General features: G+C 38.0%; 26 protein-coding genes, 12 tRNA genes and 1 rRNA gene. 5 read left to right on the top strand and 34 right to left on the bottom strand.

Translation table 11 applies throughout. From position 1 onward, the window contains the following. Window positions 1–81 precede the first annotated feature (81 nt). From JFU23_RS17025 to JFU23_RS16960, 14 genes are all read right to left on the bottom strand, one after another. Window positions 82–1,633 (bottom strand): 16S ribosomal RNA (locus JFU23_RS17025). 76 nt (window positions 1,634–1,709) lie between these two features. Continuing rightward, window positions 1,710–1,780, bottom strand: a tRNA-Gly gene (locus tag JFU23_RS17020). Between the two features lies 1 nt (window position 1,781). Continuing rightward, window positions 1,782–1,858 (bottom strand) — tRNA-Pro (locus JFU23_RS17015). A gap of 3 nt (window positions 1,859–1,861) precedes the next feature. Then, a tRNA-Arg gene (locus JFU23_RS17010) sits at window positions 1,862–1,938 on the bottom strand. Between the two features lie 96 nt (window positions 1,939–2,034). Continuing rightward, a tRNA-Leu gene (locus JFU23_RS17005) sits at window positions 2,035–2,117 on the bottom strand. A gap of 16 nt (window positions 2,118–2,133) precedes the next feature. Then, window positions 2,134–2,206: transfer RNA gene (locus tag JFU23_RS17000), tRNA-Lys, on the bottom strand. Between the two features lie 5 nt (window positions 2,207–2,211). Continuing rightward, a tRNA-Gln gene (locus JFU23_RS16995) sits at window positions 2,212–2,286 on the bottom strand. Window positions 2,287–2,373: 87 nt separating this feature from the next. Then, window positions 2,374–2,449: transfer RNA gene (locus JFU23_RS16990), tRNA-Asp, on the bottom strand. Between the two features lie 3 nt (window positions 2,450–2,452). After that, window positions 2,453–2,529, bottom strand: a tRNA-Met gene (locus JFU23_RS16985). A 24-nt stretch (window positions 2,530–2,553) separates the two neighbouring features. After that, window positions 2,554–2,629: transfer RNA gene (locus JFU23_RS16980), tRNA-Val, on the bottom strand. Window positions 2,630–2,633: 4 nt separating this feature from the next. Continuing rightward, window positions 2,634–2,708, bottom strand: a tRNA-Glu gene (locus tag JFU23_RS16975). Window positions 2,709–2,716: 8 nt separating this feature from the next. After that, window positions 2,717–2,807: transfer RNA gene (locus JFU23_RS16970), tRNA-Ser, on the bottom strand. A gap of 3 nt (window positions 2,808–2,810) precedes the next feature. Next, window positions 2,811–2,885, bottom strand: a tRNA-Asn gene (locus JFU23_RS16965). A 114-nt stretch (window positions 2,886–2,999) separates the two neighbouring features. After that, window positions 3,000–3,455 carry a SprT family protein gene (locus tag JFU23_RS16960; protein WP_016095131.1) on the bottom strand — a complete coding sequence of 152 codons (456 nt, stop codon included), beginning with the start codon at window positions 3,453–3,455 and terminating at the stop codon, window positions 3,000–3,002. Window positions 3,456–3,665: 210 nt separating this feature from the next. On the opposite strand from JFU23_RS16960, the gene cmpA reads away from it, so the two are divergent. After that, a complete protein-coding gene (gene cmpA, locus JFU23_RS16955) occupies window positions 3,666–3,782 on the top strand; it encodes a cortex morphogenetic protein CmpA (RefSeq protein ID WP_001143642.1) in 117 nt (38 codons plus the stop codon). Between the two features lie 57 nt (window positions 3,783–3,839). Here cmpA and JFU23_RS16950 read toward each other — a convergent pair whose 3' ends face one another. The 6 genes from JFU23_RS16950 to acpS all read right to left on the bottom strand — a co-directional run bounded on the left by JFU23_RS16950 (window position 3,840) and on the right by acpS (window position 9,784). After that, the gene (locus JFU23_RS16950) at window positions 3,840–6,008 is read right to left on the bottom strand and encodes a Tex family protein (protein WP_002124824.1); all 2,169 of its coding nucleotides are present in this window, start codon (window positions 6,006–6,008) and stop codon (window positions 3,840–3,842) included. A gap of 68 nt (window positions 6,009–6,076) precedes the next feature. Continuing rightward, entirely contained in the window at window positions 6,077–6,427 is a 351-nt protein-coding gene (ndoA, locus tag JFU23_RS16945; protein ID WP_000635965.1) for a type II toxin-antitoxin system endoribonuclease NdoA, read from the bottom strand. A 4-nt stretch (window positions 6,428–6,431) separates the two neighbouring features. Beyond that, entirely contained in the window at window positions 6,432–6,719 is a 288-nt protein-coding gene (locus tag JFU23_RS16940; RefSeq protein WP_000004570.1) for an antitoxin EndoAI, read from the bottom strand. 311 nt (window positions 6,720–7,030) lie between these two features. After that, window positions 7,031–8,200: an alanine racemase gene (gene alr, locus JFU23_RS16935; RefSeq protein WP_002124821.1), complete on the bottom strand. Its 1,170-nt coding sequence runs from the start codon at window positions 8,198–8,200 to the stop codon at window positions 7,031–7,033. 117 nt (window positions 8,201–8,317) lie between these two features. After that, on the bottom strand, window positions 8,318–9,268 hold the full coding sequence (locus JFU23_RS16930) for a LolA family protein (protein ID WP_002124820.1): 951 nt from the start codon (window positions 9,266–9,268) through the stop codon (window positions 8,318–8,320). A gap of 156 nt (window positions 9,269–9,424) precedes the next feature. Beyond that, the gene (gene acpS, locus JFU23_RS16925; RefSeq protein ID WP_002009969.1) at window positions 9,425–9,784 is read right to left on the bottom strand and encodes a holo-ACP synthase; all 360 of its coding nucleotides are present in this window, start codon (window positions 9,782–9,784) and stop codon (window positions 9,425–9,427) included. A gap of 92 nt (window positions 9,785–9,876) precedes the next feature. On the opposite strand from acpS, the gene JFU23_RS16920 reads away from it, so the two are divergent. After that, entirely contained in the window at window positions 9,877–10,425 is a 549-nt protein-coding gene (locus JFU23_RS16920) for a rhomboid family intramembrane serine protease (RefSeq protein ID WP_003186998.1), read from the top strand. Between the two features lie 168 nt (window positions 10,426–10,593). Here the strand turns inward: JFU23_RS16920 and uvsE are convergent, their stop codons facing one another. From uvsE to JFU23_RS16850, 14 genes are all read right to left on the bottom strand, one after another. Continuing rightward, entirely contained in the window at window positions 10,594–11,556 is a 963-nt protein-coding gene (gene uvsE, locus JFU23_RS16915) for a UV DNA damage repair endonuclease UvsE (RefSeq protein ID WP_002029436.1), read from the bottom strand. Between the two features lie 92 nt (window positions 11,557–11,648). Further along, window positions 11,649–13,265: a degradosome RNA helicase CshA gene (cshA, locus tag JFU23_RS16910; RefSeq protein WP_085308682.1), complete on the bottom strand. Its 1,617-nt coding sequence runs from the start codon at window positions 13,263–13,265 to the stop codon at window positions 11,649–11,651. 304 nt (window positions 13,266–13,569) lie between these two features. Beyond that, complete coding sequence (murF, locus tag JFU23_RS16905; protein WP_085308680.1) at window positions 13,570–14,946, bottom strand: UDP-N-acetylmuramoyl-tripeptide--D-alanyl-D-alanine ligase; 1,377 nt, start codon at window positions 14,944–14,946, stop codon at window positions 13,570–13,572. A 60-nt stretch (window positions 14,947–15,006) separates the two neighbouring features. Further along, on the bottom strand, window positions 15,007–16,095 hold the full coding sequence (locus JFU23_RS16900) for a D-alanine--D-alanine ligase (RefSeq protein ID WP_002009961.1): 1,089 nt from the start codon (window positions 16,093–16,095) through the stop codon (window positions 15,007–15,009). Window positions 16,096–16,394: 299 nt separating this feature from the next. Continuing rightward, window positions 16,395–17,669, bottom strand: coding sequence for an MDR family MFS transporter (locus tag JFU23_RS16895; protein WP_002124811.1), 1,275 nt, complete (start codon window positions 17,667–17,669; stop codon window positions 16,395–16,397). 108 nt (window positions 17,670–17,777) lie between these two features. Continuing rightward, window positions 17,778–19,193, bottom strand: coding sequence for a branched-chain amino acid transporter BcaP (gene bcaP, locus JFU23_RS16890; RefSeq protein ID WP_061675818.1), 1,416 nt, complete (start codon window positions 19,191–19,193; stop codon window positions 17,778–17,780). Between the two features lie 259 nt (window positions 19,194–19,452). Next, window positions 19,453–20,625: a homogentisate 1,2-dioxygenase gene (locus tag JFU23_RS16885; protein ID WP_002140161.1), complete on the bottom strand. Its 1,173-nt coding sequence runs from the start codon at window positions 20,623–20,625 to the stop codon at window positions 19,453–19,455. Next, window positions 20,591–21,547, bottom strand: a complete 957-nt coding sequence (locus tag JFU23_RS16880; RefSeq protein WP_002191747.1) for a fumarylacetoacetate hydrolase family protein — start codon at window positions 21,545–21,547, stop codon at window positions 20,591–20,593. Before JFU23_RS16880 ends, JFU23_RS16885 begins: the two co-directional genes overlap by 35 nt. A gap of 66 nt (window positions 21,548–21,613) precedes the next feature. Continuing rightward, complete coding sequence (hppD, locus tag JFU23_RS16875; protein WP_002140158.1) at window positions 21,614–22,732, bottom strand: 4-hydroxyphenylpyruvate dioxygenase; 1,119 nt, start codon at window positions 22,730–22,732, stop codon at window positions 21,614–21,616. A gap of 310 nt (window positions 22,733–23,042) precedes the next feature. After that, window positions 23,043–23,153: a DUF3948 family protein gene (locus tag JFU23_RS16870; protein WP_001083697.1), complete on the bottom strand. Its 111-nt coding sequence runs from the start codon at window positions 23,151–23,153 to the stop codon at window positions 23,043–23,045. A gap of 42 nt (window positions 23,154–23,195) precedes the next feature. Then, a complete protein-coding gene (locus tag JFU23_RS16865) occupies window positions 23,196–23,312 on the bottom strand; it encodes a DUF3948 family protein (protein WP_002029425.1) in 117 nt (38 codons plus the stop codon). A gap of 35 nt (window positions 23,313–23,347) precedes the next feature. Continuing rightward, window positions 23,348–23,464, bottom strand: a complete 117-nt coding sequence (locus tag JFU23_RS16860; protein ID WP_000654250.1) for a DUF3948 family protein — start codon at window positions 23,462–23,464, stop codon at window positions 23,348–23,350. A gap of 35 nt (window positions 23,465–23,499) precedes the next feature. Continuing rightward, entirely contained in the window at window positions 23,500–23,610 is a 111-nt protein-coding gene (locus JFU23_RS16855) for a DUF3948 family protein (RefSeq protein WP_001058534.1), read from the bottom strand. A 43-nt stretch (window positions 23,611–23,653) separates the two neighbouring features. Next, entirely contained in the window at window positions 23,654–23,773 is a 120-nt protein-coding gene (locus tag JFU23_RS16850; RefSeq protein WP_207193020.1) for a DUF3948 family protein, read from the bottom strand. 464 nt (window positions 23,774–24,237) lie between these two features. On the opposite strand from JFU23_RS16850, the gene JFU23_RS16845 reads away from it, so the two are divergent. From JFU23_RS16845 to JFU23_RS16835, 3 genes are all read left to right on the top strand, one after another. Then, complete coding sequence (locus tag JFU23_RS16845; protein ID WP_201032349.1) at window positions 24,238–25,110, top strand: Cof-type HAD-IIB family hydrolase; 873 nt, start codon at window positions 24,238–24,240, stop codon at window positions 25,108–25,110. A gap of 194 nt (window positions 25,111–25,304) precedes the next feature. Next, window positions 25,305–25,625 (top strand): helix-turn-helix domain-containing protein, encoded by a 321-nt coding sequence (locus JFU23_RS16840; protein ID WP_201031485.1) that lies wholly within the window; start codon window positions 25,305–25,307, stop codon window positions 25,623–25,625. Window positions 25,626–25,648: 23 nt separating this feature from the next. Continuing rightward, complete coding sequence (locus tag JFU23_RS16835; protein WP_172805416.1) at window positions 25,649–26,500, top strand: IS3 family transposase; 852 nt, start codon at window positions 25,649–25,651, stop codon at window positions 26,498–26,500. Window positions 26,501–26,543 lie beyond the last annotated feature (43 nt).

Here is a 26,543-nt window from a genome sequence, read left to right as displayed (position 1 = left end):
TGAGAGATAGTTCTCTCAAAACTGAACGAAACAAAACAAGTCAACGTTTATTGATGAACTGCGTTCATCAATTCTCCATAGAAAGGAGGTGATCCAGCCGCACCTTCCGATACGGCTACCTTGTTACGACTTCACCCCAATCATCTGTCCCACCTTAGGCGGCTGGCTCCATAAAGGTTACCCCACCGACTTCGGGTGTTACAAACTCTCGTGGTGTGACGGGCGGTGTGTACAAGGCCCGGGAACGTATTCACCGCGGCATGCTGATCCGCGATTACTAGCGATTCCAGCTTCATGTAGGCGAGTTGCAGCCTACAATCCGAACTGAGAACGGTTTTATGAGATTAGCTCCACCTCGCGGTCTTGCAGCTCTTTGTACCGTCCATTGTAGCACGTGTGTAGCCCAGGTCATAAGGGGCATGATGATTTGACGTCATCCCCACCTTCCTCCGGTTTGTCACCGGCAGTCACCTTAGAGTGCCCAACTTAATGATGGCAACTAAGATCGAGGGTTGCGCTCGTTGCGGGACTTAACCCAACATCTCACGACACGAGCTGACGACAACCATGCACCACCTGTCACTCTGCTCCCGAAGGAGAAGCTCTATCTCTAGAGTTTTCAGAGGATGTCAAGACCTGGTAAGGTTCTTCGCGTTGCTTCGAATTAAACCACATGCTCCACCGCTTGTGCGGGCCCCCGTCAATTCCTTTGAGTTTCAGCCTTGCGGCCGTACTCCCCAGGCGGAGTGCTTAATGCGTTAACTTCAGCACTAAAGGGCGGAAACCCTCTAACACTTAGCACTCATCGTTTACGGCGTGGACTACCAGGGTATCTAATCCTGTTTGCTCCCCACGCTTTCGCGCCTCAGTGTCAGTTACAGACCAGAAAGTCGCCTTCGCCACTGGTGTTCCTCCATATCTCTACGCATTTCACCGCTACACATGGAATTCCACTTTCCTCTTCTGCACTCAAGTCTCCCAGTTTCCAATGACCCTCCACGGTTGAGCCGTGGGCTTTCACATCAGACTTAAGAAACCACCTGCGCGCGCTTTACGCCCAATAATTCCGGATAACGCTTGCCACCTACGTATTACCGCGGCTGCTGGCACGTAGTTAGCCGTGGCTTTCTGGTTAGGTACCGTCAAGGTGCCAGCTTATTCAACTAGCACTTGTTCTTCCCTAACAACAGAGTTTTACGACCCGAAAGCCTTCATCACTCACGCGGCGTTGCTCCGTCAGACTTTCGTCCATTGCGGAAGATTCCCTACTGCTGCCTCCCGTAGGAGTCTGGGCCGTGTCTCAGTCCCAGTGTGGCCGATCACCCTCTCAGGTCGGCTACGCATCGTCGCCTTGGTGAGCCGTTACCTCACCAACTAGCTAATGCGACGCGGGTCCATCCATAAGTGACAGCCGAAGCCGCCTTTCAATTTTGAACTATGCAGTTCAAAATATTATCCGGTATTAGCCCCGGTTTCCCGGAGTTATCCCAGTCTTATGGGTAGGTTACCCACGTGTTACTCACCCGTCCGCCGCTAACTTCATAAGAGCAAGCTCTTAATCCATTCGCTCGACTTGCATGTATTAGGCACGCCGCCAGCGTTCATCCTGAGCCAGGATCAAACTCTCCAATAAAGTTAGTTTGTCTAGCATCTAAAAATAAAAATTGACGTTCACGTTGTTTGTTTCGTTCAGTTTTCAAAGAACTAAAAGCGGGTGAAGAGAATCGAACTCTCGACCAGAGCTTGGAAGGCTCTTGTTTTACCACTAAACTACACCCGCGTGGTCGGGAAGACAGGATTTGAACCTGCGACCCCCTGGTCCCAAACCAGGTGCTCTACCAAGCTGAGCCACTTCCCGTTATGGCGCGCCCGAGAGGAGTCGAACCCCTAACCTCTTGATCCGTAGTCAAACGCTCTATCCAATTGAGCTACGGGCGCTTATTCATGATGTTTTTTCGTCGTTGTATTTTGGCGACTCAATTATCTTACCATACTACATTTTCAAATGCAAGTACTTTTTAAAAGATTTTTTGATGCGGCCGAGAGGACTTGAACCTCCACGGGGTTTCCCCCACTAGGCCCTCAACCTAGCGCGTCTGCCGTTCCGCCACGACCGCGCGGAAAAAACAAAAGTGAGCCATGAAGGATTCGAACCTTCGACCCTCTGATTAAAAGTCAGATGCTCTACCAACTGAGCTAATGGCTCGTAAATGGCTGGGCTAGCTGGATTCGAACCAGCGCATGACGGAGTCAAAGTCCGTTGCCTTACCGCTTGGCTATAGCCCACCGAAATAGTTATCTTCTTTTCAAAGACAAATGTTATTTTACCATAATGTCCAATAAAAAACAACTGCTATATAGCAGAAGTTAAAATGGCGGTCCCGACCGGGGTCGAACCGGCGATCTCCTGCGTGACAGGCAGGCATGTTAACCACTACACCACGGGACCATTTGGTTGCGGGGACAGGATTTGAACCTGCGACCTTCGGGTTATGAGCCCGACGAGCTACCGTACTGCTCCACCCCGCGATAATATTATTTATATAATTTATATGGTGGAGGATGACGGGATCGAACCGCCGACCCCCTGCTTGTAAGGCAGGTGCTCTCCCAGCTGAGCTAATCCTCCGAAGTGGTGACCCGTACGGGATTCGAACCCGTGTTACCGCCGTGAAAGGGCGGTGTCTTAACCACTTGACCAACGGGCCAATATGTATGGCAGAGAAGAAGGGATTCGAACCCTCGCACCGCGTTAGCGATCTACTCCCTTAGCAGGGGAGCCCCTTGAGCCACTTGGGTACTTCTCTGTATGGCTCCGCAGGTAGGACTCGAACCTACGACCGATCGGTTAACAGCCGATAGCTCTACCACTGAGCTACTGCGGAATAATGAAGACAATTTGTATCTTATAAAACTTCTCATCGTAAGTCAAGAAGTTTTTTCACAACATCTTGCGCAAACGTGACATGTTTATAATATACTGGATTGCGTTTTCACTGTCAAGATGTTTTCACTACCAGTTTTAGTTGTCCTTTACACTTTCCACATACATATCTTTGTGTATTTATTTGACGTCTTCTTACATATTGAAAAGAACACCCCATACATTCATACATAGAAACTCTTGTTTCCTCCTCACTAATCATTCGTTTACAAAAACGTGGTGCACCTACTTTCTTTAATAACTCCCGAAAATCTCTATCTCGATGCTTATACCCTTTTCCTGTGATATGTAAGTGATAATGACAAAGTTCATGTTTAACAATCCCGACTAACTCTTCTTTTCCATATACTTCGTAATATCGATAATTCAATTCTATATTATGATTCTTCAATAGATAGCGCCCACCAGTTGTACGTAACCTACTATTAAACATCGCTTTATGTAAAAACGGCATTCCAAAGCATTGTAACGATACCTCTTCCACTAACCGCTGAATTTCTTGCTCATCCATTCTCATTCCTCCTAAACTAAAAAATATTTCCACACTTTTCTCCCTTCTTATACATATAGTAAATAGTACATATACCCATCCTCATTCAAGAAGCGTGATTTCTAAAAATGCAGCATTGCTAGAAATCCACTCACCAACCTCTCATCAAAGTTACTTTAACTAAAAGGAGCTACTTTTTTTGAGAGCAGGATTAAACAAGGAGGGATTCCTATGCCCACGTGGCTAAAGAAACAAATGCAACGTGCATATTTCGAGAAAAACCGGTATCAAATCAAGTTACTAAATGAATGCTGGTTTTATTATAGTAAAATACATCAAAGCTCATAATCAATTAAACTTTCCAGTTCATAAAAAGAGAGCAGTTTCATCTGCTCTCTTTTCTTACTATTCAATCGGTAACATTGATAATGCAACACGACCTTTTTTCGTATCAATATCATCTACCCATACCTTTACAATTTGTCCCACGGATACAATATCTAATGGATGCTTTACAAATTGTTTGCTTAGTTTAGAAATATGTACTAAACCATCTTGCTTCACACCAATATCAACAAAGGCACCGAAATCAACAACATTGCGGATCGTTCCCTCTAATTCCATACCACGCTTTAAATCTTCTAATTTTAAAATCCCCTTTTTCAAAAGTGGCTTTGGCAACTCATCCCTCATATCTCGCTCCGGGCTAATTAAAGCATCCATAATATCAACTAATGTCGGCTCACCAATCTCCGTCTCTTGAGATAATTTAGAAATATCTACTCCTTCGAAACTCTTTTGCAAGTTTGGTTTCCCCACATCATTCTTTGATAACCCTAAGCTCTTCAATAGCAATTCAACATTTTTATATTGTTCTGGATGAATCCCTGTGCGATCTAACGGATTCGCTCCTTCTAATATACGTAAAAACCCGATACATTGTTCATATGTTTTTGCACCTAAACGTGGGATTTTCTTTAATTCAGTACGCTTCGTGAATTTCCCATCTTCCTCACGCTTAGCTACAATGTTTTTCGCAACTGTTTTTGATAATCCCGAAACATATTGCAACAATGCAACTGAAGCTGTATTTACATTAACACCAACTCGGTTAACTGCTGTCTCTACTACAAATGTTAATGATTCATTTAATCTCTTTTGAGATACATCATGTTGATATTGTCCCACCCCAACAGATTTAGGGTCAATTTTCACAAGTTCTGCAAGTGGATCTTGTAGACGTCTCCCAATTGAAACAGCACTTCTTTCTTCAACCTGTAAATTTGGAAACTCCTCGCGAGCTACATCAGATGCTGAGTACACACTAGCACCCGCTTCATTTACAATAATGTAAAATACATCTCGCTCTACATTTTGTAATACATCTACTATAAATTCTTCCGTTTCCCTCGAAGCTGTACCATTTCCAATCGCTATCATTTCAACTTCATATTTATCTATAATTGAAATGATTTTCGTTTTTGCATCCTCATATTTACGAGCAGGCGGATGCGGATAAATAACATCTATGTGAAGAACTTTTCCTGTATCATCTACTACAGCTAATTTACAACCGGTTCTATATGCTGGATCTACCGCTAACACAACTTTCCCTTTCATCGGAGGTTGTAATAATAAATTACGTAAATTCTCAGAGAAAATATGAATCGCTTGTTCTTCGGCCGTTTCCATTAATTCTTTACGAATTTCTCTTTCTATTGAAGGTTGAATTAATCGCTTATATCCATCTTCCATCGCTAATTGTACATAATGCGCACTTTTAGAAGCTTCATCAAGAATCATTTTTTTATGTAAAAACTGAAGAATTTCTTCAATTGGCGTGATAACAGAAATTCTTAATACGTCTTCCTTTTCACCACGATTCATAGCTAGTACACGATGCGGCACTACTTTTTGCAACGGTTCTTCATAGCCATAATACATTTCATATATATTCTTTTCATCTTTTTCTTTATCTTTTACAGATGAAGACATAATCCCTTTTCGGAAAGTAGTATTGCGAATCCAACTACGATATGCCGCATTATCCGAAACAAGTTCCGCAATAATATCTTGCGCACCTTGCAACGCATCTTCTGCAGACGCCACTTCCTTTTCTGCATTAACAAATTCCATAGCCTTCTCTGCTGGATTTTCTTTTTTATATAATAATAGCCACTCAGCTAACGGTTCTAATCCCTTTTCTTTAGCAATTGTAGCTTTCGTTCTTCTTTTTTCTTTATATGGACGATATAAGTCTTCTACTTCTTGAAGTTTTGTTGCAGCAACAATATGACGACGCAACTCTTCGGTTAGTTTACCCTTTTCACCAATAAGACGAAGAACCTCTTCTTTCCTATCTTCTAGTTGCATCATATATTGCCATCTTTCTAAGATTGCACGAATTTGCACCTCATCAAGAGACCCTGTCCATTCTTTTCGGTAACGAGCGATAAATGGAACTGTGTTACCTTCTTCTGTTAATTGAATAACATGACGAACTTGCTTTTCTGTAAAGCCTAATTCTTTCACTAACATTTTCATTAACCCTTGTCGATTATCTACCATTTCCATATCCAACCGTAACCTCCTCTATAATAAAAAAAAGTTGCCCTGTAAAGAGAGCAACTTAAACTGCCGATTTAAAAATCTATTAGTCCTAAACTAATTTGTAACGCTTCATCTACACGACTCATCATCACTTCATCCAAATGAGTGATTTTGTCCGTTAAGCGTTGCTTATCGATTGTTCGAATCTGCTCAAGTAAAATAACAGAATCCCTCTCAAAACCGTACTTTTTCGCATCAATTTCCACATGAGTGGGTAATTTCGCTTTTTGAATCTGTGCAGTAATAGCCGCTACAATCACAGTCGGACTAAAACGATTTCCGATGTCATTTTGAATGACAAGAACCGGACGAACGCCTCCTTGCTCAGAACCAACAACTGGGGAAAGGTCTGCAAAATACACGTCGCCGCGTTTTACAATCAAAATATTACCCCCCGCTAACTAAGCGTTCTACTGTATGAGCTGCTTCATACTCTGCTAAGAAAGCTTCAGATGCAATACCAAGATTAATTTTTCCCATTTCAATGTACCCACGTCGCATTGATTCATGTTGGTAGCGTTTCTTCGTCTTATGTTGACGCAATAACAGTTGTGTTGCCTGGCAAATTAGTTCATGGCGATTCTTATTCTCTTGTTTTCCAATTCCGTCCAATTCCGTTACCATTTGCTTTGGCAACCGAACCACGATTTCAGTAGTTACACTTGATTCGGACACAAAAATACACCTCCACCGTCAACTACACACCCAAATATATATATGACACCTATTGTAATAATACCATTGTATGGAGCCTGTTGCAAAGACTTCCTTATTCCTTGCTTATGTTTTCCAATTCATAAATAAAACATTCATCTTCTTTTACTTTTTATCTCTTTCAAACAAGAAATAAAGCAATCCTTCAGTAATATTTCATTGCTACTTATATTAATAACAAGTATAAAAAGAAGCTCCCCAGCGAAAAAGAACCTATTCTTTATTAGTGAAACTCCTCCAAATGACGAGATGCTGAGTAATAATACCTTCTTCTATATATCGTTCAAATAATTGATTACTTCTACAACTTTACCGTGTCGTATAAATATTCTCGGTACACGGAAGCTTATCGTTGCGATAATTTCATAATTAATAGTCCCGGAATATTCAGCAACCTCGGTAGCACTAATATACTCATCACCTTGTCTCCCAATGAGTGTAACTTTCGTACCAAGTGGCACTTCACAAGGAAGATGTATCATGAATTGATCCATTGTCACTCGCCCTACAATCGGTACTCTTTCACCGTTTACAAGTACCTTAAACCCTTGCAATCTTCTAAGCCAGCCATCTCCATATCCAATTGCAACTGTCGCAATCCATTCTTCAGTTCTCGTTCGGTATGTGACATTATAACTAATCCCATCTCCTTTAATCACTTGCTTAATATGAGCAACTTTCGTGTGAAGTGACAACGCCGGTTCCAATTTAAATGGTAAAAAAGGACGTATTTCTACAGATGGGGATAATCCATACATCGCAATACCAATTCGCACCGCATTAAATGTAATCCCTTGAAACCTTAACGTTGCGGCACTATTGGCCGTATGGACAAATTTAGGATTCACTCCAAATTCTTTCAACCAACGTAACTGCTGCAAAAATGTATTATATTGCTTATCAAAGTAAGAAGTCTCAACCTCATCCGCTGTTGCAAAATGCGTATATACTCCTTCTAACTCTAAAAATGGCGCACCTTCTAAACTCTTTAAGAACCCTTTTAATTCTTTTCGTTCACGTATTCCGATTCTCCCCATACCACTATCAAAATTAATATGGAATTTCATTATTGATGAACCATCCCAGAGCTTTATCGCTTCTTCCACCCATTCTTTTTGAAAAACAGTTAATGCTACATCATTTTCAGCAGCTACATTTACATCACGGGGTGGGGAAGGACCTAATACTAAAATCGGTGCAGTAATACCAGCCCTCCGAAGCACTAAAGCTTCATCTAAAAAAGCAACTGCTAATCTTGTTGCTCCTGCTTCTAATGCAGTTTTAGCCACCGGTACATAATCGTGCCCATATGCATTCGCTTTAACTACAGCAAAAATCTCTACATCACTTGGAATGTACTCTTTAATATGTGTAACATTGTTATAGATCGCATCTAAATCCACTTCCACCCACGTGTCACGGTAAAACGGTGCTTCTTCCATAAATACACTTCCTTATACACGATATGCGAAGCTTATTCTTTTATATGCTTCTTTTATGAAATCCACCTTCAAACTAAGAAAAGACGTGGTGCACATATATCACCACGTCTAAGAAGTTTACTTCACCTGCTTCGCTGTAACCGAACGAGCAACCATCAACAACTCATTCGTCTCTAAACCTTTAGACACGAGCATATATTCTACTCCGTTATGTGACCACGTTACAGAGTCTTTCGTCAATGCACCAATCGTGAAACCAAGATCAACCGGCTCTCCACTTACACTTACCGCCGATGAGGCCTCTGCAACTTTTGACTTTTCTTGTATTAAAGTAAAGGATTTCTTACTTCCAGTGTATGTGAGTATTGCACGCTTGCCACTGTCTGTCTTCAACTCTTCTTCCTCTTTCAAAGTCATACCTTGCGGTGTATCACGTGGATACAAAATAGCAAACGGTTTGTCTTCTTTCGCTGCCGTCTGAACATCCACTTGTGCTCTAGACATATTTTGTTTCGTATCAAATGCACCTTTATCAAACTTTGCATCAAACTTTACTTTAGTGAAATCTACTTTTACAAGGACATTTTGATCATTATCCATCAGTTTCACAGAAACTGGTGTTAAATCACTTTTATTCAGCTTAATTTCTTGTTTCGGCAACATATTTTGATGTTGATAATTTGTTTTTGTTTTAAACACATAATACTTATCTGTTTTCTCGAAAGAGAGATTTTTCTTATCTTGCAAAATATCTCTTACAAGTGATTCATATAAATAAGCCTGGCTACTATTTTGCGGCCAATCACTTTGAAAACGGAAACTCTTATTAAGTGCCGGTGTTAATACAAATACACCTTCATCATTCCTTAAAATAATTTGACTCTGATCCTTTTTCGCATTCTGCAAATTCACACGATAATACGAAGGTTCTTTATGCCAAATTTCTACATTGTACTCTTGAGGTTCATTTCCTGTTTTAATAGATAATTTCGCTTCAGCTTGATAACTCTTCATACTTTTAACTTTCGTTTCTAAATCTCTCACAACATCTTCCTGTTTCTTTTCCATACAACCCGCCAACACAAAAACGGTCAATAAACCGACAAGAACTAAAAACAGACGCCTTTTCATCACTTCAGCCCCTTTGCCCCTATAAATGAATGGAAGATATGCCTTCCTTATCGCTACCTCAAATATATGAGACAAAGATATAAAATATGCAGACTAGCGTGACGAGCTTTCCAAAACAACTTGAGCAACGGCAAATTCTTTACTATGACTAATTGATAAATGAACAATATGCTCTGTATTTGTAATGATAATCGGCTTACCTCTATCATCATTCCTTACTTCAATATCTAAAAAACTCACTTCTTTCCCAATACCGGTCCCTACCGCTTTAGAATACGCCTCTTTTGCTGCAAATCTTCCAGCTACAAATTCTGTAAGACGACTTCCTTTCAGCCCCTCGGCAACACCACGTTCTCTTTCAGTTAAAATACGTTCCATAAATTTAAGCTTTCCATCTAGCATTTTTTCAATTCGATTTAACTCGATAATATCGATTCCAATCCCTACAATCATTTCAAAATCCCCTTCTTCTATTTAGCTTTCTTCATTCATATTGTAAGAATAACAGAGAATCTTTCTGATGCAAAAGGAGTGATACTAACAACATGCTAATACCATCCACTCGCATTTCCTTACAACCGATTATCATTTCTTTACTTCTTATACAATTAGTCATGATTATATTGAGCGACTTTTCCCTCTTTCACCTGGCAGCCTACAATGAATATATCGCTAAAGGAGAATGGTGGCGTGTCATAACTTCCTTACTTGTACACGTAGACTTACAACATTTCCTTTCTAATAGTATTTGTTTATTCGTATTTGGTTCTTCCATCGAAAAACAACTAGGACACTTTTCTTTCATCATTATTTTTTTCCTTTCTGGCATTCTCGGGAATATTTCTTCTTATATTATTATGCCTCTTGAATATATTCACGCCGGAGCATCTGGTGGTATTTTCGGATTACTAGGCGCCCAATTATTTTTATTGTATAGTCGATATTGTTCTTCAAAACCAAGAGACATCGCTATTTTTTCAATAATGATACTTATATTACTACTATTTACTTTCTTTAATCCCTCTGCCAATCCTATAAGCCATTTAACAGGACTGATCATCGGCGGCATGTGCACCCCTTTTTTAATAAAGTGAAACTTTAATCAGTGGGGGGTTCCATCCCCCACTGATTATTAGCCCGCACCAATCGGGCTTTTACGGGCAGCCCGACTCCCACCTAACTCCCTCGCAATTCGCCGAATTTTGAGGCGGGAGTCTTACTGCCCACAAATAGCGGGACAAAAAAAAACGATGGCGCAGAGCTTATTTAATATAGAAGCTCGCACCATCGATAATTTCCACATCTGTTTGTTTACTTAACTCTCTCATTAGTTGAAATAAAGACTCGTCCTTTTTCTTCGCCTCAATCATACAATCAATTCGCGGAACACTCCCCTTTATCTTTTTCAAAAAAGATAAGAAAGTATCTACATCAATAAAATCTGCATGTGCTCTCGGGTTTTTTCCATCTCTAGGACTGGAGATGTGCATTTTAACCGGTAACAAAGACGATTCCCACGTATGTACAACACGCGCCCAATCTTCATGCCAATCTTCCTGGTCATTATTCATCATATGATGGTGCAAATCAAACACGACTGGAATGTCTAATTTCTCACCTAAATACAATGTTTCTTCTAAAGAAAAGGTCGTGTCATCATTTTCTAATATAATCATCTCTTGAATACCTCTTGGAACAGTTGACCAATTTTCTATAAAGCGTTCTAATGCAAGCTCCTTATCTTTATAACCTCCTCCCACATGTAATACACATCGTTGCTTATGTTCAATTCCCATACCCTTTAACAATTTTTTGTGCATCTGCAATGTCTTTACAGATTGTTTGAAAATACTCTCCTCAGGTGAATTTAGTACAACAAAGTGATCTGGATGGAAGTCAATTCGCATATTCATACGAATTGCATATTCACCTAATTCTTTCAGATTTTCTTTTAACGGACGAATATAGTTCCAATCTAACAACTCCTCATGATTCGCTAAAGGAATAAGCTTGGAACTAAGTCGAAAGAAAGATATATCATGCCCTTTATTATGTTTTAATAACCGTAAGCAATTTTCCAAATTCGAATTAGCGATTCTTTCAAGTTTACGAATCGCAGCCTCTCGATCATCAATCCGCTGAAACTGTGCATACGTCATCGTTTGAGATGGAGAAGCATTCTTCAAATGTACACTCATCGCAACATACCCAAGTCTTACAAGCATATAGCACCTCATTCCTATACGAGTTACTATGTAGTATGCACAATTATAGAAATAAAAAAAGAGAATGCCGGCAAAGGGCATTCTCTTTTTTATTAAGCTTGTGGACGGCTATGATGTTTTCTTTCGCCGCGTCCATTTGAAGATCCAGGGCGACCTTCACCTTTACGACCACGGTTGCCATCACGGCTACCAGCATCACGGCTACCGCCATCACGATTACGATCACGGTTACGACCATCGCCACTTCCGCTTCCACGTCCATCACGATTGCGATCACGGTTACGACCATCGCCACCGCCGCGTCCATCACGACTACGATTACGGTTACCATCACGGTATCCACTTCCGTTACCACCGCGTTTTTTAGAACCGCCACCGCCACCTCTTGAAACAACTGGTGGTTCTGATGTTAAAGCGATCGGAGTTGTATCCGGCTCTTTTGTCATCATTTTTAAAGCAGCAGCTACTACTGTTACAGAGTCATTCTCTTCTAACATTTCTTCTGCAATACGCTTGTAGTATGATAAGTTATCACTTTCAATTGTGCTTTGAAGTTTTTCAGCGATTAAACGTTGTTGACCTTCTAATGCCTCGTCAAGTGTCGGTGCTTCCATACGATCAACCTTACGTTTTGTTGTACGCTCGATATTTTTTAATTGTCCTGATTCACGTGGTGTTACAAATAACATTGCAATACCTTTTTTACCGGCACGGCCAGTACGACCGATACGGTGAACGTATGATTCTGGATCTTGCGGGATATCGAAGTTGTATACGTGTGTTACGCCTGAAATATCAAGACCACGTGCAGCAACGTCTGTTGCAACAAGAACTTCGATAGCACCTTCTTTAAATTTACGTAATACAGACATACGTTTTGCTTGTGTTAAGTCACCATGAATACCTTCTGCTGCATAACCACGTAAATTTAATGCTTCTGATAATTCATCAACACGACGCTTTGTACGACCGAATATGATTGCAAGCTCTGGAGATTGAATATCTAGTAAGCGTGTTAACACGTCAAACTTTTTCTTTTCTTGCACTTCTAAATAGAACTGCTGAATGTTTGGCATTGTTACTTCTTTTGCTTTTACTTTAATATGTTGAGGCTCAGTCATGAAACGCTCAGCAATGCGACGGATTGGGTCTGGCATTGTCGCTGAGAATAATAATGTTTGATGTGTTTCTGGTACATCTGTTAAAATCGCTTCAATATCTTCAATGAAGCCCATGTTTAACATTTCATCTGCTTCGTCAAGAACAACTGTCTCTACGTTTTGCAGGCGAAGTGTTTTACGGTTAATATGATCTAAAATACGACCCGGCGTACCAACAATAATGTGTGGGTGTTTTTTTAGAGCACGAATTTGGCGGTTAATATCTTGACCACCATAAATTGGTAGAATACGAACACGTTTATGTTTACCAAGTTTGTATAGCTCTTCTCCAACTTGAATTGCTAATTCGCGCGTTGGCGCGATAACAATACCTTGAACTGCATCTTTATTTGTATCCACTTTATCTAATAGTGGTAATCCGAATGCTGCTGTTTTCCCTGTACCTGTTTGCGCTTGCCCAATAATATCCTTACCTTGCAATGCATGTGGAATTGTTTCAGCTTGAATCGGCGTAGCCTCTTCAAAACCCATACTTTCAACAGATTGTAGTAAAGACTCACTTAATCCTAATTCTCGAAATGTTGTCAATGTTACTTCTCCTTTTCTATCCTATACTTATCATTTAAAAAAAGGCGTTTTCCGAACTTGCGGAAAAGCCCTTTTCCTGAATACTGACGTATAACCGGGCGTATATTCTTCACGAAAATACTTCTAAACGTTATTACACTTTATCAATTATAAGTTTTGTAGGTGTAAAAAGCAAACCCCAACTGTTACCTTATTTCATATTCAGAGCTTTTTTCTTTACTTTTATTTTTTTATCATTTACTGTAAGCGCTTATTATAAGTTTCCACTATTTTCGTGGCTATCATCCCTATTTATATACACCAATTATTTCAACATCGTAATTACTTCTTCTAATTTCATACCGCGAGACGCTTTTACTAGCACAACATCTTTTGCATCAACTACTGCTTGCAACTCTTTTATTAACTCTTCTTTACTATCATACGCTTTTACACGGTCTTTAGGGAAATTAATTTTTGCACCTTCAGCAATTTGAGCCCCTAATCTACCATATGTGAATACATATGAGATCTTTGCTGGATCAATTAATTTACCTACTTCATAATGAAATTGCACTTCTTGATTTCCAAGTTCTAACATATCACCAAGTACAACAATTTTTTTAGCAAATCCATCTAAACCATTCATTAGGTGGAACGCAGCTTCCATAGCTGTTGGACTAGCATTATAAGCATCATTGATAATTGTTAAACCACTATCTGTTTTTACAATTTCCATACGCATACCTGTCATTTGAAGTGTTACTAAACCTTTTTTCATTTCTTCCCACGTTACACCAAAATGTTTTGCAATTGCCATTGAAGCAAGCGTATTATATACATTATGCTTTCCTAGTACTGGCAAATAGAATGACAAAGTTTCATCCCTGTTCATCTTAAAGTGTGTCCCAGTAGCCTGCAATGTTACAGTAGTTGGATAGTAATCATTTGCTCTCGCATCACCAAATGTAACTGTTTCAGCTGCTAAATTCATTTCTGGAACACGATTCGTTAATAGCGGCTCATCTCCATTATATACGAACACGCCACCCTTTTGTAAACCTGTAACAATTTCTAACTTCGCTTCAGCAATCGCCTCACGAGAGCCTAAATCCATTAAGTGTGCCTCACCAATGTTCGTGATAATAGCTGCATTAGGACGAGCTAACTTAGATAGAAATTCAATTTCTCCTCGGCTTGACATGCCCATTTCTAATACAGCTACTTCTGTATTTTCCTCTAAATTTAAAATAGTAAGAGGTAAACCGATGTGGTTGTTGAAATTACCTTCTGTTTTTTGAACTTTAAATTTAGTCGCAAGAATACTTGTTACAATATCTTTCGTAGATGTTTTACCATTACTACCCGTTACACCAACAACTTTTACATCCAATTGATCACGATAGTTTTTCGCTAACATTTGCAATGCTGCTAGTGTATCTTCTACAAAAATAACCGGAAGATTTTCAGGTGGGTTTTCTACATCTTTCATCCATAATGTAGCAATCGCCCCATTTTCAACAGCTTTGTCTACAAAAGCATGTCCATCGAAACGTTCACCTTGAATTGGAACATATAAATTTCCTTTTTCAATTTTCCTCGTATCAATAGACACTCCTTGTATAGTAATTCCCTCATACCGCTCTGCTAATCCAGTACCATTTATCATCTGCTCTACTTGTTTTAACGTTCGATTTATCATGAAAACACTCCTTACATAGAGGAAGCACTATTCCTTCGAATAGTGCTTCCTCCTTTTTTGTTAGATTGTATATTTAATTTTTTGTTTTTCTTCGTGACGCTCAATCGCTAAGCGAATTAGCTCTTCAATTAATTCCGGATACGGTAACCCTGTATGTTGCCATAATAGAGGGAACATACTAAACGGCGTGAATCCTGGCATTGTGTTTACTTCGTTAATATATACTTCTCCATCTTTCGTTAAGAAGAAATCAGCTCGTGTTAAGCCCGAACCATCTAATGATTGGAATGCGATAATTGCATCTCGCTTAATTACATTAGACTCTTCCTCTGTCATTTCAGCTGGAATAATTAACGCTGTATCACCATCGATGTATTTCGATTTGTAATCATAAAAATCTTTTTTCGGTACAATTTCACCTACAACTGAACATTTCGGCTCATCATTACCTAATACACCAACTTCTACTTCACGACCTACAATATTTTCTTCTACAATAATTTTACGGTCAAATTGGAATGCCTCTTCGAATGCATTCTCAAGCTCTTCACGATCATTACACTTATTAATACCAACACTTGAACCAAGGTTTGCTGGTTTTACGAAGCAAGGATATCCTAATACTTCTTCTACTTTTTCATACGCTGTTTCACGATCTTTTTCCCATGCGCTACGAATGAAAGATGCATATTTCGCTTGTTTCAATCCAGCTTCTGCAAAGATATTTTTCATAACAACTTTATCCATACCAGCAGATGATGCTAATACACCGTTACCTACATATGGAATGTTTAGTAATTCTAATAACCCTTGTACTGTTCCATCTTCACCATTCGGTCCATGTAATAATGGGAAAATAACATCAATTGCATCTTCTTGTTTAGAAGTTGCAGTTGGGATAATTTCTGTACTTAATGATACAGGAGAGATTGTATTCTCTTCCCCACTCATTTGTAATGCCTCAACATTTGTTACTTCGCCTTCAATACGCTCTCCACGCATCCATTGGCCTTGTTCTGTAATATAAATTGGATGAATCTCGAATTTATCTTGATTTAATGCTTTAATAGCAGCAAGAGCCGTTTGTAACGAAACTTGATGCTCAGCTGATTTTCCACCGTATAATAAACCTAATTTAATTTTTGTCACTGAAATCACCCTAACCAATTGTTTTCATTTTTCTATTTTAGCACTTTTTATAAAAATAGGTAGTTCCTATTTGAAATAAAATGTAACTTCCACAAATAATTAAAAGACACCACTTATTGGTTTTCTACACTTTTTTCTTTAATTTCTACACACCTAAACAAAATTAAACTTTAGAGAAAAATTGCTATCTAATCTAGTTATGTACCTAAAATATGTAAAAATCCACTTTGTGTGTATGTCATCTATATTACCCTACCATTTGTGGAGGGTGAAAAAACATTGATTAAAGTTTCATTTTATTAAGAAGACTGTTTTGTAGGCGTATCTTTTTGCCTCTGCTCAACAAGACGATCTAAAGAAACATATACAAAGCCTGCAACTACACACCCTACACTTAAAATTGTAAATAAGTAGTGACCAAGCAAACGATCCAATAGAAAACCACCAAGAAGTGGACCGAATGCACTTCCTGTAATCCACTGCAAACTCGCCGCCCCCATATAGGTTCCTCTCAAATGCTCAGGGGCCAAATTCGCTACAAACGTCATCTGTACAGGCGACATAATCATCTCGCCTAACGTATATATGGCATAAACAAACATTAACGTCATTAAAATAATTGTAGCATTTGTATCATATTCTCCAAACCACTTCGGTAACCATCCTATAAAAAACAAACCAATTCCGAACAAACACGCACCGTATAACATCGTCTTTCCAACAGGTTTATCTGTCGCCCATTTTGAAATTTGAAATTGAAATAAAACAACTAATAGACCATTTAATGCCATTAAATATGGGTATGGATTGTTGACTCCAAAAATATCCTTCATTTCGTTATCAAAGTGAAGCGGTAACATGCCTTCTGTTTGAGAAAACCCCATAGAAATAATGATCCCCGCTAACAAATAAATCATTAACGCCTTATCTCTCATTAAAATTTTCCAAACTGCTCCGGATTCCTTCTCTTTATTTTTTTCCGTCATATCCGTAATTTTTGGCATTGTTTCTTTAATAAGTACTAACACTAGTAGCGCATAAAACAACATAGCGGATGAAGCAATAATAAACACGAGGTTCTTTGATAAAACAACTACTGATGCTCCCATTATCGGTCCAATTGCAGCACCAATATTGTGTCCCATTCGCAATAAACCATATGCCTCTGTTCTTTTTTCTGGCGCCGTCACATCTGCAACCATCGCTGATGCCGCTGGGTGAAATAGCGAATTACTTAACCCTAAAAAAATAGATAAAATGGCATATGGAATAAACCCTTCTATAAATAAAAAACCGAGCATTAGTAATGCATTACTCGCCATTGAAAATATCATAATTGGCTTTCTTCCATATATATCAGCTATTCTTCCGCCTATAAGCGAACCAAAACTTGCAGCTATTGGAGAAAGCGCCATAATGATTCCAACTTGTAATAAAGAATCTACCTTATCTTTTAAATATAGTGCAAAAAAAGGCATTAACATCATCATCGCAATTCCGTTCAATGTCTCACCGATAAATCGAATCCATACGTTACGATCCATCTCTCTTAGCTCACGCCATGTATTTTTCACATTTTCACCCCTTTAGTTCGCCAACAATTATCTTATAACAAATTCAGAAAAATGTAAATTTTCAAAATAAAAAATCCATCCTAACAGAATTAGAATGGATTTTTCCACTTATAAATTTGCTACATCTTCTTCTTTTTTACTATTATTTAAAACACTACGCTTTCTACTATAGGCGAAATAAACTACTATACCGATAACCATCCAAACACCAAAACTAATCCAAGCTGTCGCTGATAATTGAAGCATCAAATATAAGCAAAAGATAACTGTTAATGCTGGTAAAAATGGTACGAGCGGCGCCTTAAACGCCCTTGGTAAATCAGGATGAGTTCGTCTCATCACAATGACAGCAACAGCTACAAGTGCAAATGCTGACAAAGTTCCCATATTTACAAGATGTGCTAAAACATTTAAATCTATTAATCCTGAAATAAGTGCTGCAATAATACCTGTTGTCCATGTATTTAAAAATGGTGTTTTAAATTTCGGATGAACTTTAGCAAGACGCTTCGGTAACAATCCATCTCTGCTCATTGCATATGAAACACGAACTTGCCCATACATCATAACTAGCATTACAGTTGTAATTCCTGTAATTGCTCCTACTGATATCACTCCCGCCAAACTATCTTGTCCAATAAATTGAAGTGCGAAAGCAACTGGATCTGATATATTCAACTGACCGTATGGAACAATCCCTGTCAAAATAAGTGAAACAACAATGTAAAGAACCGTACAAACTAGTAACGATGCAATAATTCCAATCGGCAAATCGCGTTGTGGGCGCTTCACTTCTTCTGCGGCTGTTGATACAGCATCAAATCCAATGAATGCGAAGAAAACTGTAGCTGCTCCAGCCATTACACCATCTAACCCAAATGGCATAAAAGGTGTCCAATTTTCAGGTTTTACATAATTAAATCCGGCGAAGATAAAAATGAGAACAACTGCTAGTTTAATAAATACCATTATATTATTTACACGTGCACTTTCACGAACACCTCTAGATAAAAGGACCGTCATAACTAGAATAATTAAAACTGCAGGTAAATCAATTATTCCACCCTTTCCAGCACCAGGGGCCGAGGAGAGAATGGTGGGAATATGAATCCCAAATCCCTTTAATAACGATTGCAAATACGCTGACCATCCATTGGCTACAGCAGATGTGGCTAATAAATACTCGAGCATTAAATCCCATCCAATTAAGAATGCAAATACTTCTCCCATCGTCGCATACGTGTACGTGTAAACACTCCCTGAGACAGGAACTGAAGAAGCAAATTCAGCGTAACAAAATGCAGCAAAGGCACAAGCTAATGCAGCTATAGCAAATGATAATATAATAGCTGGTCCAGAATGTTTCGCTGCTACAACGCCAGTAAGAACAAAAATACCAGTTCCAACAATTGCTCCGATTCCAAGCATTGTTAAATCAAGTGCCCCTAACGTTCTCGATAATGTCTTTTGTTTACTTTCTTGCAGTAACGTTGAAATCGGCTTCTTTTGAAAAATTTGCTTCATACTGTGCTCCTCCATGTTTTTAGTTTTCTGAAAATTTAATTTACTTTTTTTCATTTTACCCACGGTATGTTTTTTAGTCAATACTTTTGTCGAAATAAACAGAAAACTATCGAGATGCATACTATACTCTTATCATCCTTTCGATAAAAAGATTCAGACAATCATATCTATATATATTTTCATAACTTTTTTTGGTATTATTATACATGTCGATTCCATAAAAGAGGCATGCTCCCGTAGTGAGCATGCCTCTTTTTACTTATTTCACAGTATATGAACCCTCTTCAATCCAGCTATACATATATTTTTCATCTTCCGTCTCATGTGCTTGTTTTACAATACGAAGCGGACGGAATGTATCTATCATAACGGCCAGTTCAAGTGTCTCTTTCTTCCCTATACTCGCTTCTGTTTTCCCTGGATGTGGCCCATGCGGGATCCCGCTTGGATGAAGCGTAATAGAACCTTCTTCTACACCTTTTCGGCTCATAAAGTTACCTTCTACATAGTACAGTACTTCATCACTATTCACATTACTATGATAATATGGTGCCGGAATAGATTCTGGATGATAATCGTATAAACGCGGTACGAAAGAGCAAATGACGAAATTATGCCCTTCGAATGTTTGATGTACTGGTGGTGGCTGATGAATACGACCTGTAATTGGTTCAAAATCCTCCACATTAAAGACCCACGGATATAAATAACCATCCCACCCAACAACATCTAACGGATGGTGCCCTAACACATGCTTGTGCATATAACCTCTCGACTTTGTCATTACGACAAACTCACCTTTTTCATCATATGTCTCCAATTTCTCCGGTCCACGCATATCTCTTTCACAAAACGGACTATGTTCTAACAATTGCCCATATTCATTGCGATAGCGACTTGGTGTTGTAATTTGGCTATTTGCCTCTACAACAAGAAACTTAGTCTCTCCCTCATCTGGAATAACACGATAAATCGTTCCAATTGGAATTGTTACATAATCACCTTTTCTATAGTGAATCGTTCCAAACATCGTTTCAATTTTTCCTGTTCCATAATGAACAAATAACATTTCATCGCCATCACCATTACGGTAAAAATAATCCATTTTTTCTGTTGGACTCACTACTCCAATTAATAAATCCTCATTCCCAAGCATAAAGTTTCTTCCGCTTACTGCATCACCAGTTTTTTTATTTTCTTTCGTACGGAAGTGGCGATGAGCAAGAAGGGCATCCTCTTCATACTGTAACTGACAAGAATGCGATAATGCCGCGTGCCCTACTTCTGTTGGCATATAATGATGATACAAAATAGACTGGGTACCAGAGAAACCTTTTGTCCCCATTACCTGCTCACGATAAAGCGATCCATCTTTTTTACGAAATTGTACATGTCGTTTATGAGGTAGCTCCCCCATGTGACGATAAAACATGCCCATCACCTGCTTTCATGTCTTTTTTGACCGTATTACGTAACGTACCTAAACCAGTAATCGACAGCTCTACAACATCTCCATCTTGTAGCCACTCTTCTGTACCAAGTTCTAAAATACATCCTGTTCCTACTGTCCCAGAACCAATCACATCTCCTGGATATAACGTAACGTCTTCCGAAGCACGTTCAATCATTTCAGCAAATGTATAGTAAATATCTTGGAAGTTTCCCTTTGATAATATCTTTCCATTTACATGAGCAGTCATCTCTAAATCATAACGATCACCGTTACGATAAACGTCTAATTCCTCTTTCGTAACGAGATACGCTCCTAATGAAGTTGCAAAATCTTTTCCTTTCGCTGGACCGAGTCCCACTTTCATTTCTGTTGCTTGTAAGTCCCTTGCACTCCAGTCGTTCATAATGCAGTAACCAAAAATATATTCCTCTGCTTGTTCACGAGAAATGTTTCGTCCCTCTTTCCCAATTACGCAAGCAATCTCTAACTCATAATCAAGCTTTTTAGACTTCTTCGGACCAATAACAAAATCATCTGGTCCAATAACAGCACGGTGGTTCGTAAAATAAAAAACCGGGATATCATACCATTCAGGCACAACATCTAGCCCTCTTCTCCCGCGAGCTGTTTTTACATGCTGCTCAAATGCATAAAAATCTCGAATGCTACTCGGATTAGGAATTGCCGCTGCTAATTGAACTTCCTCTAAGGAATATATACCCTTTTCAGGATTCTTAATATTACGCAATACTTCTACATACTCATCTGCTTTCTCTAAAAAGGCGAACATAGAAGAAGGTAATTGTCCATCACTCGCAAGATTCATATCGATTACTTTGTCACCTTCAAGCCATCCAGCTCGCATTTCTTTCGATGGGAGACGAAATGTAACAAATTTCATCGTGATTCCTCCCTATGAAAATGAAATTTCCACCAACAAAGGAACTCTTGCTGGTGGATACAAATTTTATAAATTTCCGCGACGCTCTTGTTCTCTTTCAATTGATTCGAATAAAGCTTTAAAGTTCCCTTCGCCAAATCCACGAGAACCTTTACGTTGGATGATTTCAATAAATAGAGTTGGACGATCTACAATTGGTTTCGTAAAGATTTGTAATAAATAACCTTCTTCGTCACGGTCTACTAGAATCTTCAATTCTTTTAATCTATCAATTTCTTCATCAATTTTCCCAACACGTGCAGTTAACTCATCGTAATACGTATCTGGCGTATCTAAAAACTCCACGCCATTTGCACGAAGCACTTCAATTGTTTTTACAATATCACTTGTTAATAAAGCAAGATGCTGTACACCCGCTCCGTTATAGAACTCTAGATATTCTTGAATTTGTGACTTTCTTTTTCCGTCTGCTGGTTCATTAATTGGAAACTTAATACGACTTCCATTCGTCATAACTTTTGACATTAATGCCGAATACTCTGTGCTAATATCGTCATCGTCGAAATGGATCATTTGTTTAAAGCCCATAACATTCTCATAATAACTAACCCACTCTTCCATTTTCTCAACGTTACCAACTACATGGTCTACAGCAATTAAACCGGATTCTTCAAATGGAATATTGAACTCTACCTTTTGAAATCCTGGCATGAATGTTCCTTTATAATTTTTACGCTCTACAAGCGTATGAATTGTATCACCATACGTACCAATAACCGCTTTCTTCAAGGTACCTTCCTCATCTGTTAACTCTTCAGGAGGAGCAATCGCAACAGCGCCACGTTTTACAGCTTCAGAGTATGCTTTATCAACATCATCAACAAGTAAAGCCACATCTTTCACTCCATCACCATGAGTCTTTACAAACTCTGCAATACGACTATCACTACTTAAAGCTCCCGACACAACAAAACGCATATTTTTTTGCACAAGAACATAAGATACCTTTTCACGGTTTCCTGTTTCTAATCCAGAATAAGCTACAATTTTGAATCCAAACGCTCTCGCAAGATAATAACTTGATTGCTTTGCATTCCCTACGTAAAATTCCAAATGATCTACATCACGTACCGGAAAAAAGTCCTCCATTTGTGCAGCTAGCGTATCCATAGATTTTTGTTTCATAATATCTTCATCCCCCTGTAAATAGATTAAATGGTCCATACTTAAAACCAACCGAAATCGCTTCCAACATCAATTAATAGAAATTAGTTAGCAAGCTAACAATTTCCGACCTTTAAAATTTTCTATCTTTTCTGTCAAATTCCTCTTTTTTTCTTACATATAAAATTCGACTTTTTTCTCTTTAAAGTAAGGGGAAAATATTAATACTTGAAGGTATATATGAGAGGAAAACAAAAAAGACTCCAACATATTAACTACTTACTAATACGTTAGAGTCTTTATTTTTTTTGAATGATTGTATTTATATTTTTCATACTAATATATTTGCAAGGAATAGAATAAATGATGTTAATATTACCGCTCCGCCTAATGATCCTAATAAATCTGTTTTTGTTACTTGTAACACTTGTTCACTGTTCATATTCCTCATTCTCCTTTCATTTTGTACAATTTAAAACTTTTATTATACTAATACGCTTGATAGAAATACGATTAATGCTGTTAATACTACTGCTCCGCTTGCTGATCCTAAGAAATCACCTTTTGTTACTTGTAATACTTGCTCTTTCATATCTTTCATTCTCCCTTCATTTATCTTTTGTTACAAAACTTCTATTATACTAATACGCTTGATAGAAATACGATTAATGCTGTTAATACTACTGCTCCACTTGCTGATCCTACGAAGTCACCTTTTGTTACTTGTAATACTTGCTCTTTCATATCTTTCATTCTCCCTTCATTTATCTTTTGTTACAAAACTTCTATTATACTAATACGCTTGATAGAAATACGATTAATGCTGTTAATACTACCGCTCCACTTGCTGATCCTACGAAGTCACCTTTTGTTACTTGTAATACTTGCTCGTTGTTCATAATTTTCATTCTCCCTTCTCTTATTTTTGTTACAAAACTTCTATTATACTAATACGCTTGATAGAAATACGATTAATGCTGTTAATACTACTGCTCCGCTTGCTGATCCTAAGAAGTCACCTTTTGTTACTTGTAATACTTGCTCGTTGTTCATATCATTCATTCTCCTTTTTTATAAGTTATCTATATGTAATTACTAAGAAATGATTAGTTCATAGTTTTCATGTTAACGTTACATTGAAATTAATTACGTAACGTTTGTAACACTAATGTAACATAACTATTATTACGTTGCAATATAATTACGTAAATTTTATTACACTTTTTTTACGTTTTTTTAAATTAACACTCAAAAACCTTGTTTTAATGCGTTTTCTACTACAATCATATTTGTAACACTAGTGTAACATTAAGGTCATAAAGCGAAATATAATATTATTCATCTCTATTTTGTTAAAAACCAAAGTGAAACTTTAATCAACGAGAGTTCCATTCCCTACTAATTATTCCCCTCACCAATCGCACTTTTACTAGAAATTAATGCGGGATAAAATACTATCTTTCCAAGATAAGTTTATATGTTTCCTCTATATAACTATGTATAATGGAAACAAAGAGGTGGTCATTTTGAAATTAATCGCACTAGATATGGATGGTACACTACTATCATCTAATCTTGAAATCTCCAAAGAGAACTTACAAGCTATCCAAACCGCAAAAGAGGCTGGTCATATTGTAATGATTTGTTCTGGCCGCGCGAAAGAGGATGCTTTGAAATTATTGGAAGAATATAAACTATCTCTTCCAGTTGGAGCAAGCAATGGGGCAATTGTTTATGTAGACGGAAAAGTAATTAACTCGCGTTGTTTACAAAATGATAAAGTATACAAGCTTGCAAAATTACTAGAATCTGAAGGTTTTCCATATAAGTTGTACACAAATAAAGGGGTTTACTCTCCTTATACATGGCAAAATCAAGTTATGCAGGCATTCGAAGAAAATAAGCATACACTAGATGTTACACTTGAGGAACTTGAAAGAATTACAGAAAAACAAAAGAAATCAAACTTAATTACTGATTTCCAAAAAATCGAAGATGTCGTAAATAATCCAGAATTAGAAATATCTAAATTCTTTATTTTGACATTTAATGCTGCTCATCGTTCGCAGCTATTGCAAACTTTACAAGAAGATACGGATATTTCAGTTACGGCATCAGCTCCTACTAATGTAGAAATTATGGATAAGCATGGCCATAAAGGCAATGGTTTGCAAGAAATGGCAGCTTATTTCAATATACCAATTGAAGATACTGTTGCAATCGGCGATAACTTTAATGATGTGCCAATGTTACAAGTAGCTGGCTTATCAGTTGCAATGGGAAATGCCGAAGAAGATGTCAAAAAACTATGTGACGTTGTAACATTAACAAACAATGAACATGGTGTTGCTCATGCAATCGAGCAATTTGTATTGAAACAAACTTCATCTAGTAAATAAAGTGAAACTTTAATCAGAGGCGGGGTTCCTCTGATTATTAGTTGAACCAATCGGGCTTTTACGGGCAGTTAATGCGGGGTAAAAAAAGGACTCTTTCACATTTTGAATGATATTATCCCCTTTAAGTAGACGGTGTAAAAAGACCATGTACATACATACATGGATGTTACACTATTACTTGGAGGGGATTTTTCATGACTAAAAAAGGTTCAACATTTATTACATATTCAGAAGAATTAAAGTTAACGGCTGTTCAAAGTTATTTAAACGGAGAAGGAAGTTATAATATGATAAAAGAAAAATATCAGATTAGAAGCTCTACACAACTAAAAAATTGGGTGAAAAAATATAAAGAATCTGGTGAAATTACAGATACTCGTGGAAAAAATGGTGGAATGAAAGGTATATCAAATCCTCTAAAAGGCAAACGCGTTCATTTTAAGACGATTGAAGAGGAACGTGACTACTATAAGGCACAGGTTGAATATTTAAAAAAGCAGTATCCGAATCTGTAAATGGAGGTGCACTAAAATATACGGTGAGATATCATATCATTGAATCATTAAAGGGGAAATATCCAGTTATATGGCTTACGAAATTTGCGGGTGTACATCGTTCAAGTTACTATAAGTGGATTCATACAAAAAGTATGAAAAACATACGACTAGAATCCGAGAAACGATTAAAAAAAGTAATACAATCTATTCATGTAAGGCACAAGGAATATGGTTATCCACGTATGAAAATCGCTTTACAGGAAGAGGGATACTTTATAAATCACAAAAAAGTATATCGCTTAATGAGCGAGCTCAACATTCAATCTATTATTCGAAAGAAGCGTCGCTTCTTTAAAGGGAACTATTCCAATGTTTTTCCGAATGTTTTAAACCGTGAATTCAAAGATCGCCAACAAAATGAAGCGCTTGTTACAGATATTACTTACCTACGATTCCAAGAGGGATTTCGGTATCTTTCTGTTGTACAAGATATTTATAATAACGAAGTTGTTTCTTGGAAAATATCCAAGCGCAACGATAATGAACTTGTATTAGATACAATTGAAATGTTGGCACAAAAAAGAGATGTGCGTGGAACCATTCTCCATTCAGATCAGGGATTCCAGTACACATCTCACGCCTACAACAAACGACTTTTAGGTTTAGGTATCATTGGCAGCCACTCTCGCAAAGGAAACTGCCATGATAATGCCTGTATTGAGTCATTTTTCTCCCATTTTAAATCGGAAATGTTGTATTTGAATCATTTTAAAACAGAAGCAGATTTAATACAAGCAATTGAAGAGTATATTTATTTTTATAACTATAAACGGTTCCAAAAACGACTCAACCACCGAGCTCCGATAGAATATCGAATCTCGATGGCTGCTTAGTCTTTTTAATATTGTCTACTTGACAGGGATAAGACCAGAAAGA

The sequence above is a fragment of the Bacillus sp. TH50 genome (assembly GCF_016650565.1).
GTDB lineage: Bacteria > Bacillota > Bacilli > Bacillales > Bacillaceae_G > Bacillus_A > Bacillus_A mycoides.
The sequence above is the reverse complement of the archived record's forward strand: the minus strand, read 5'-3'. Positions and strand labels throughout refer to the sequence as shown.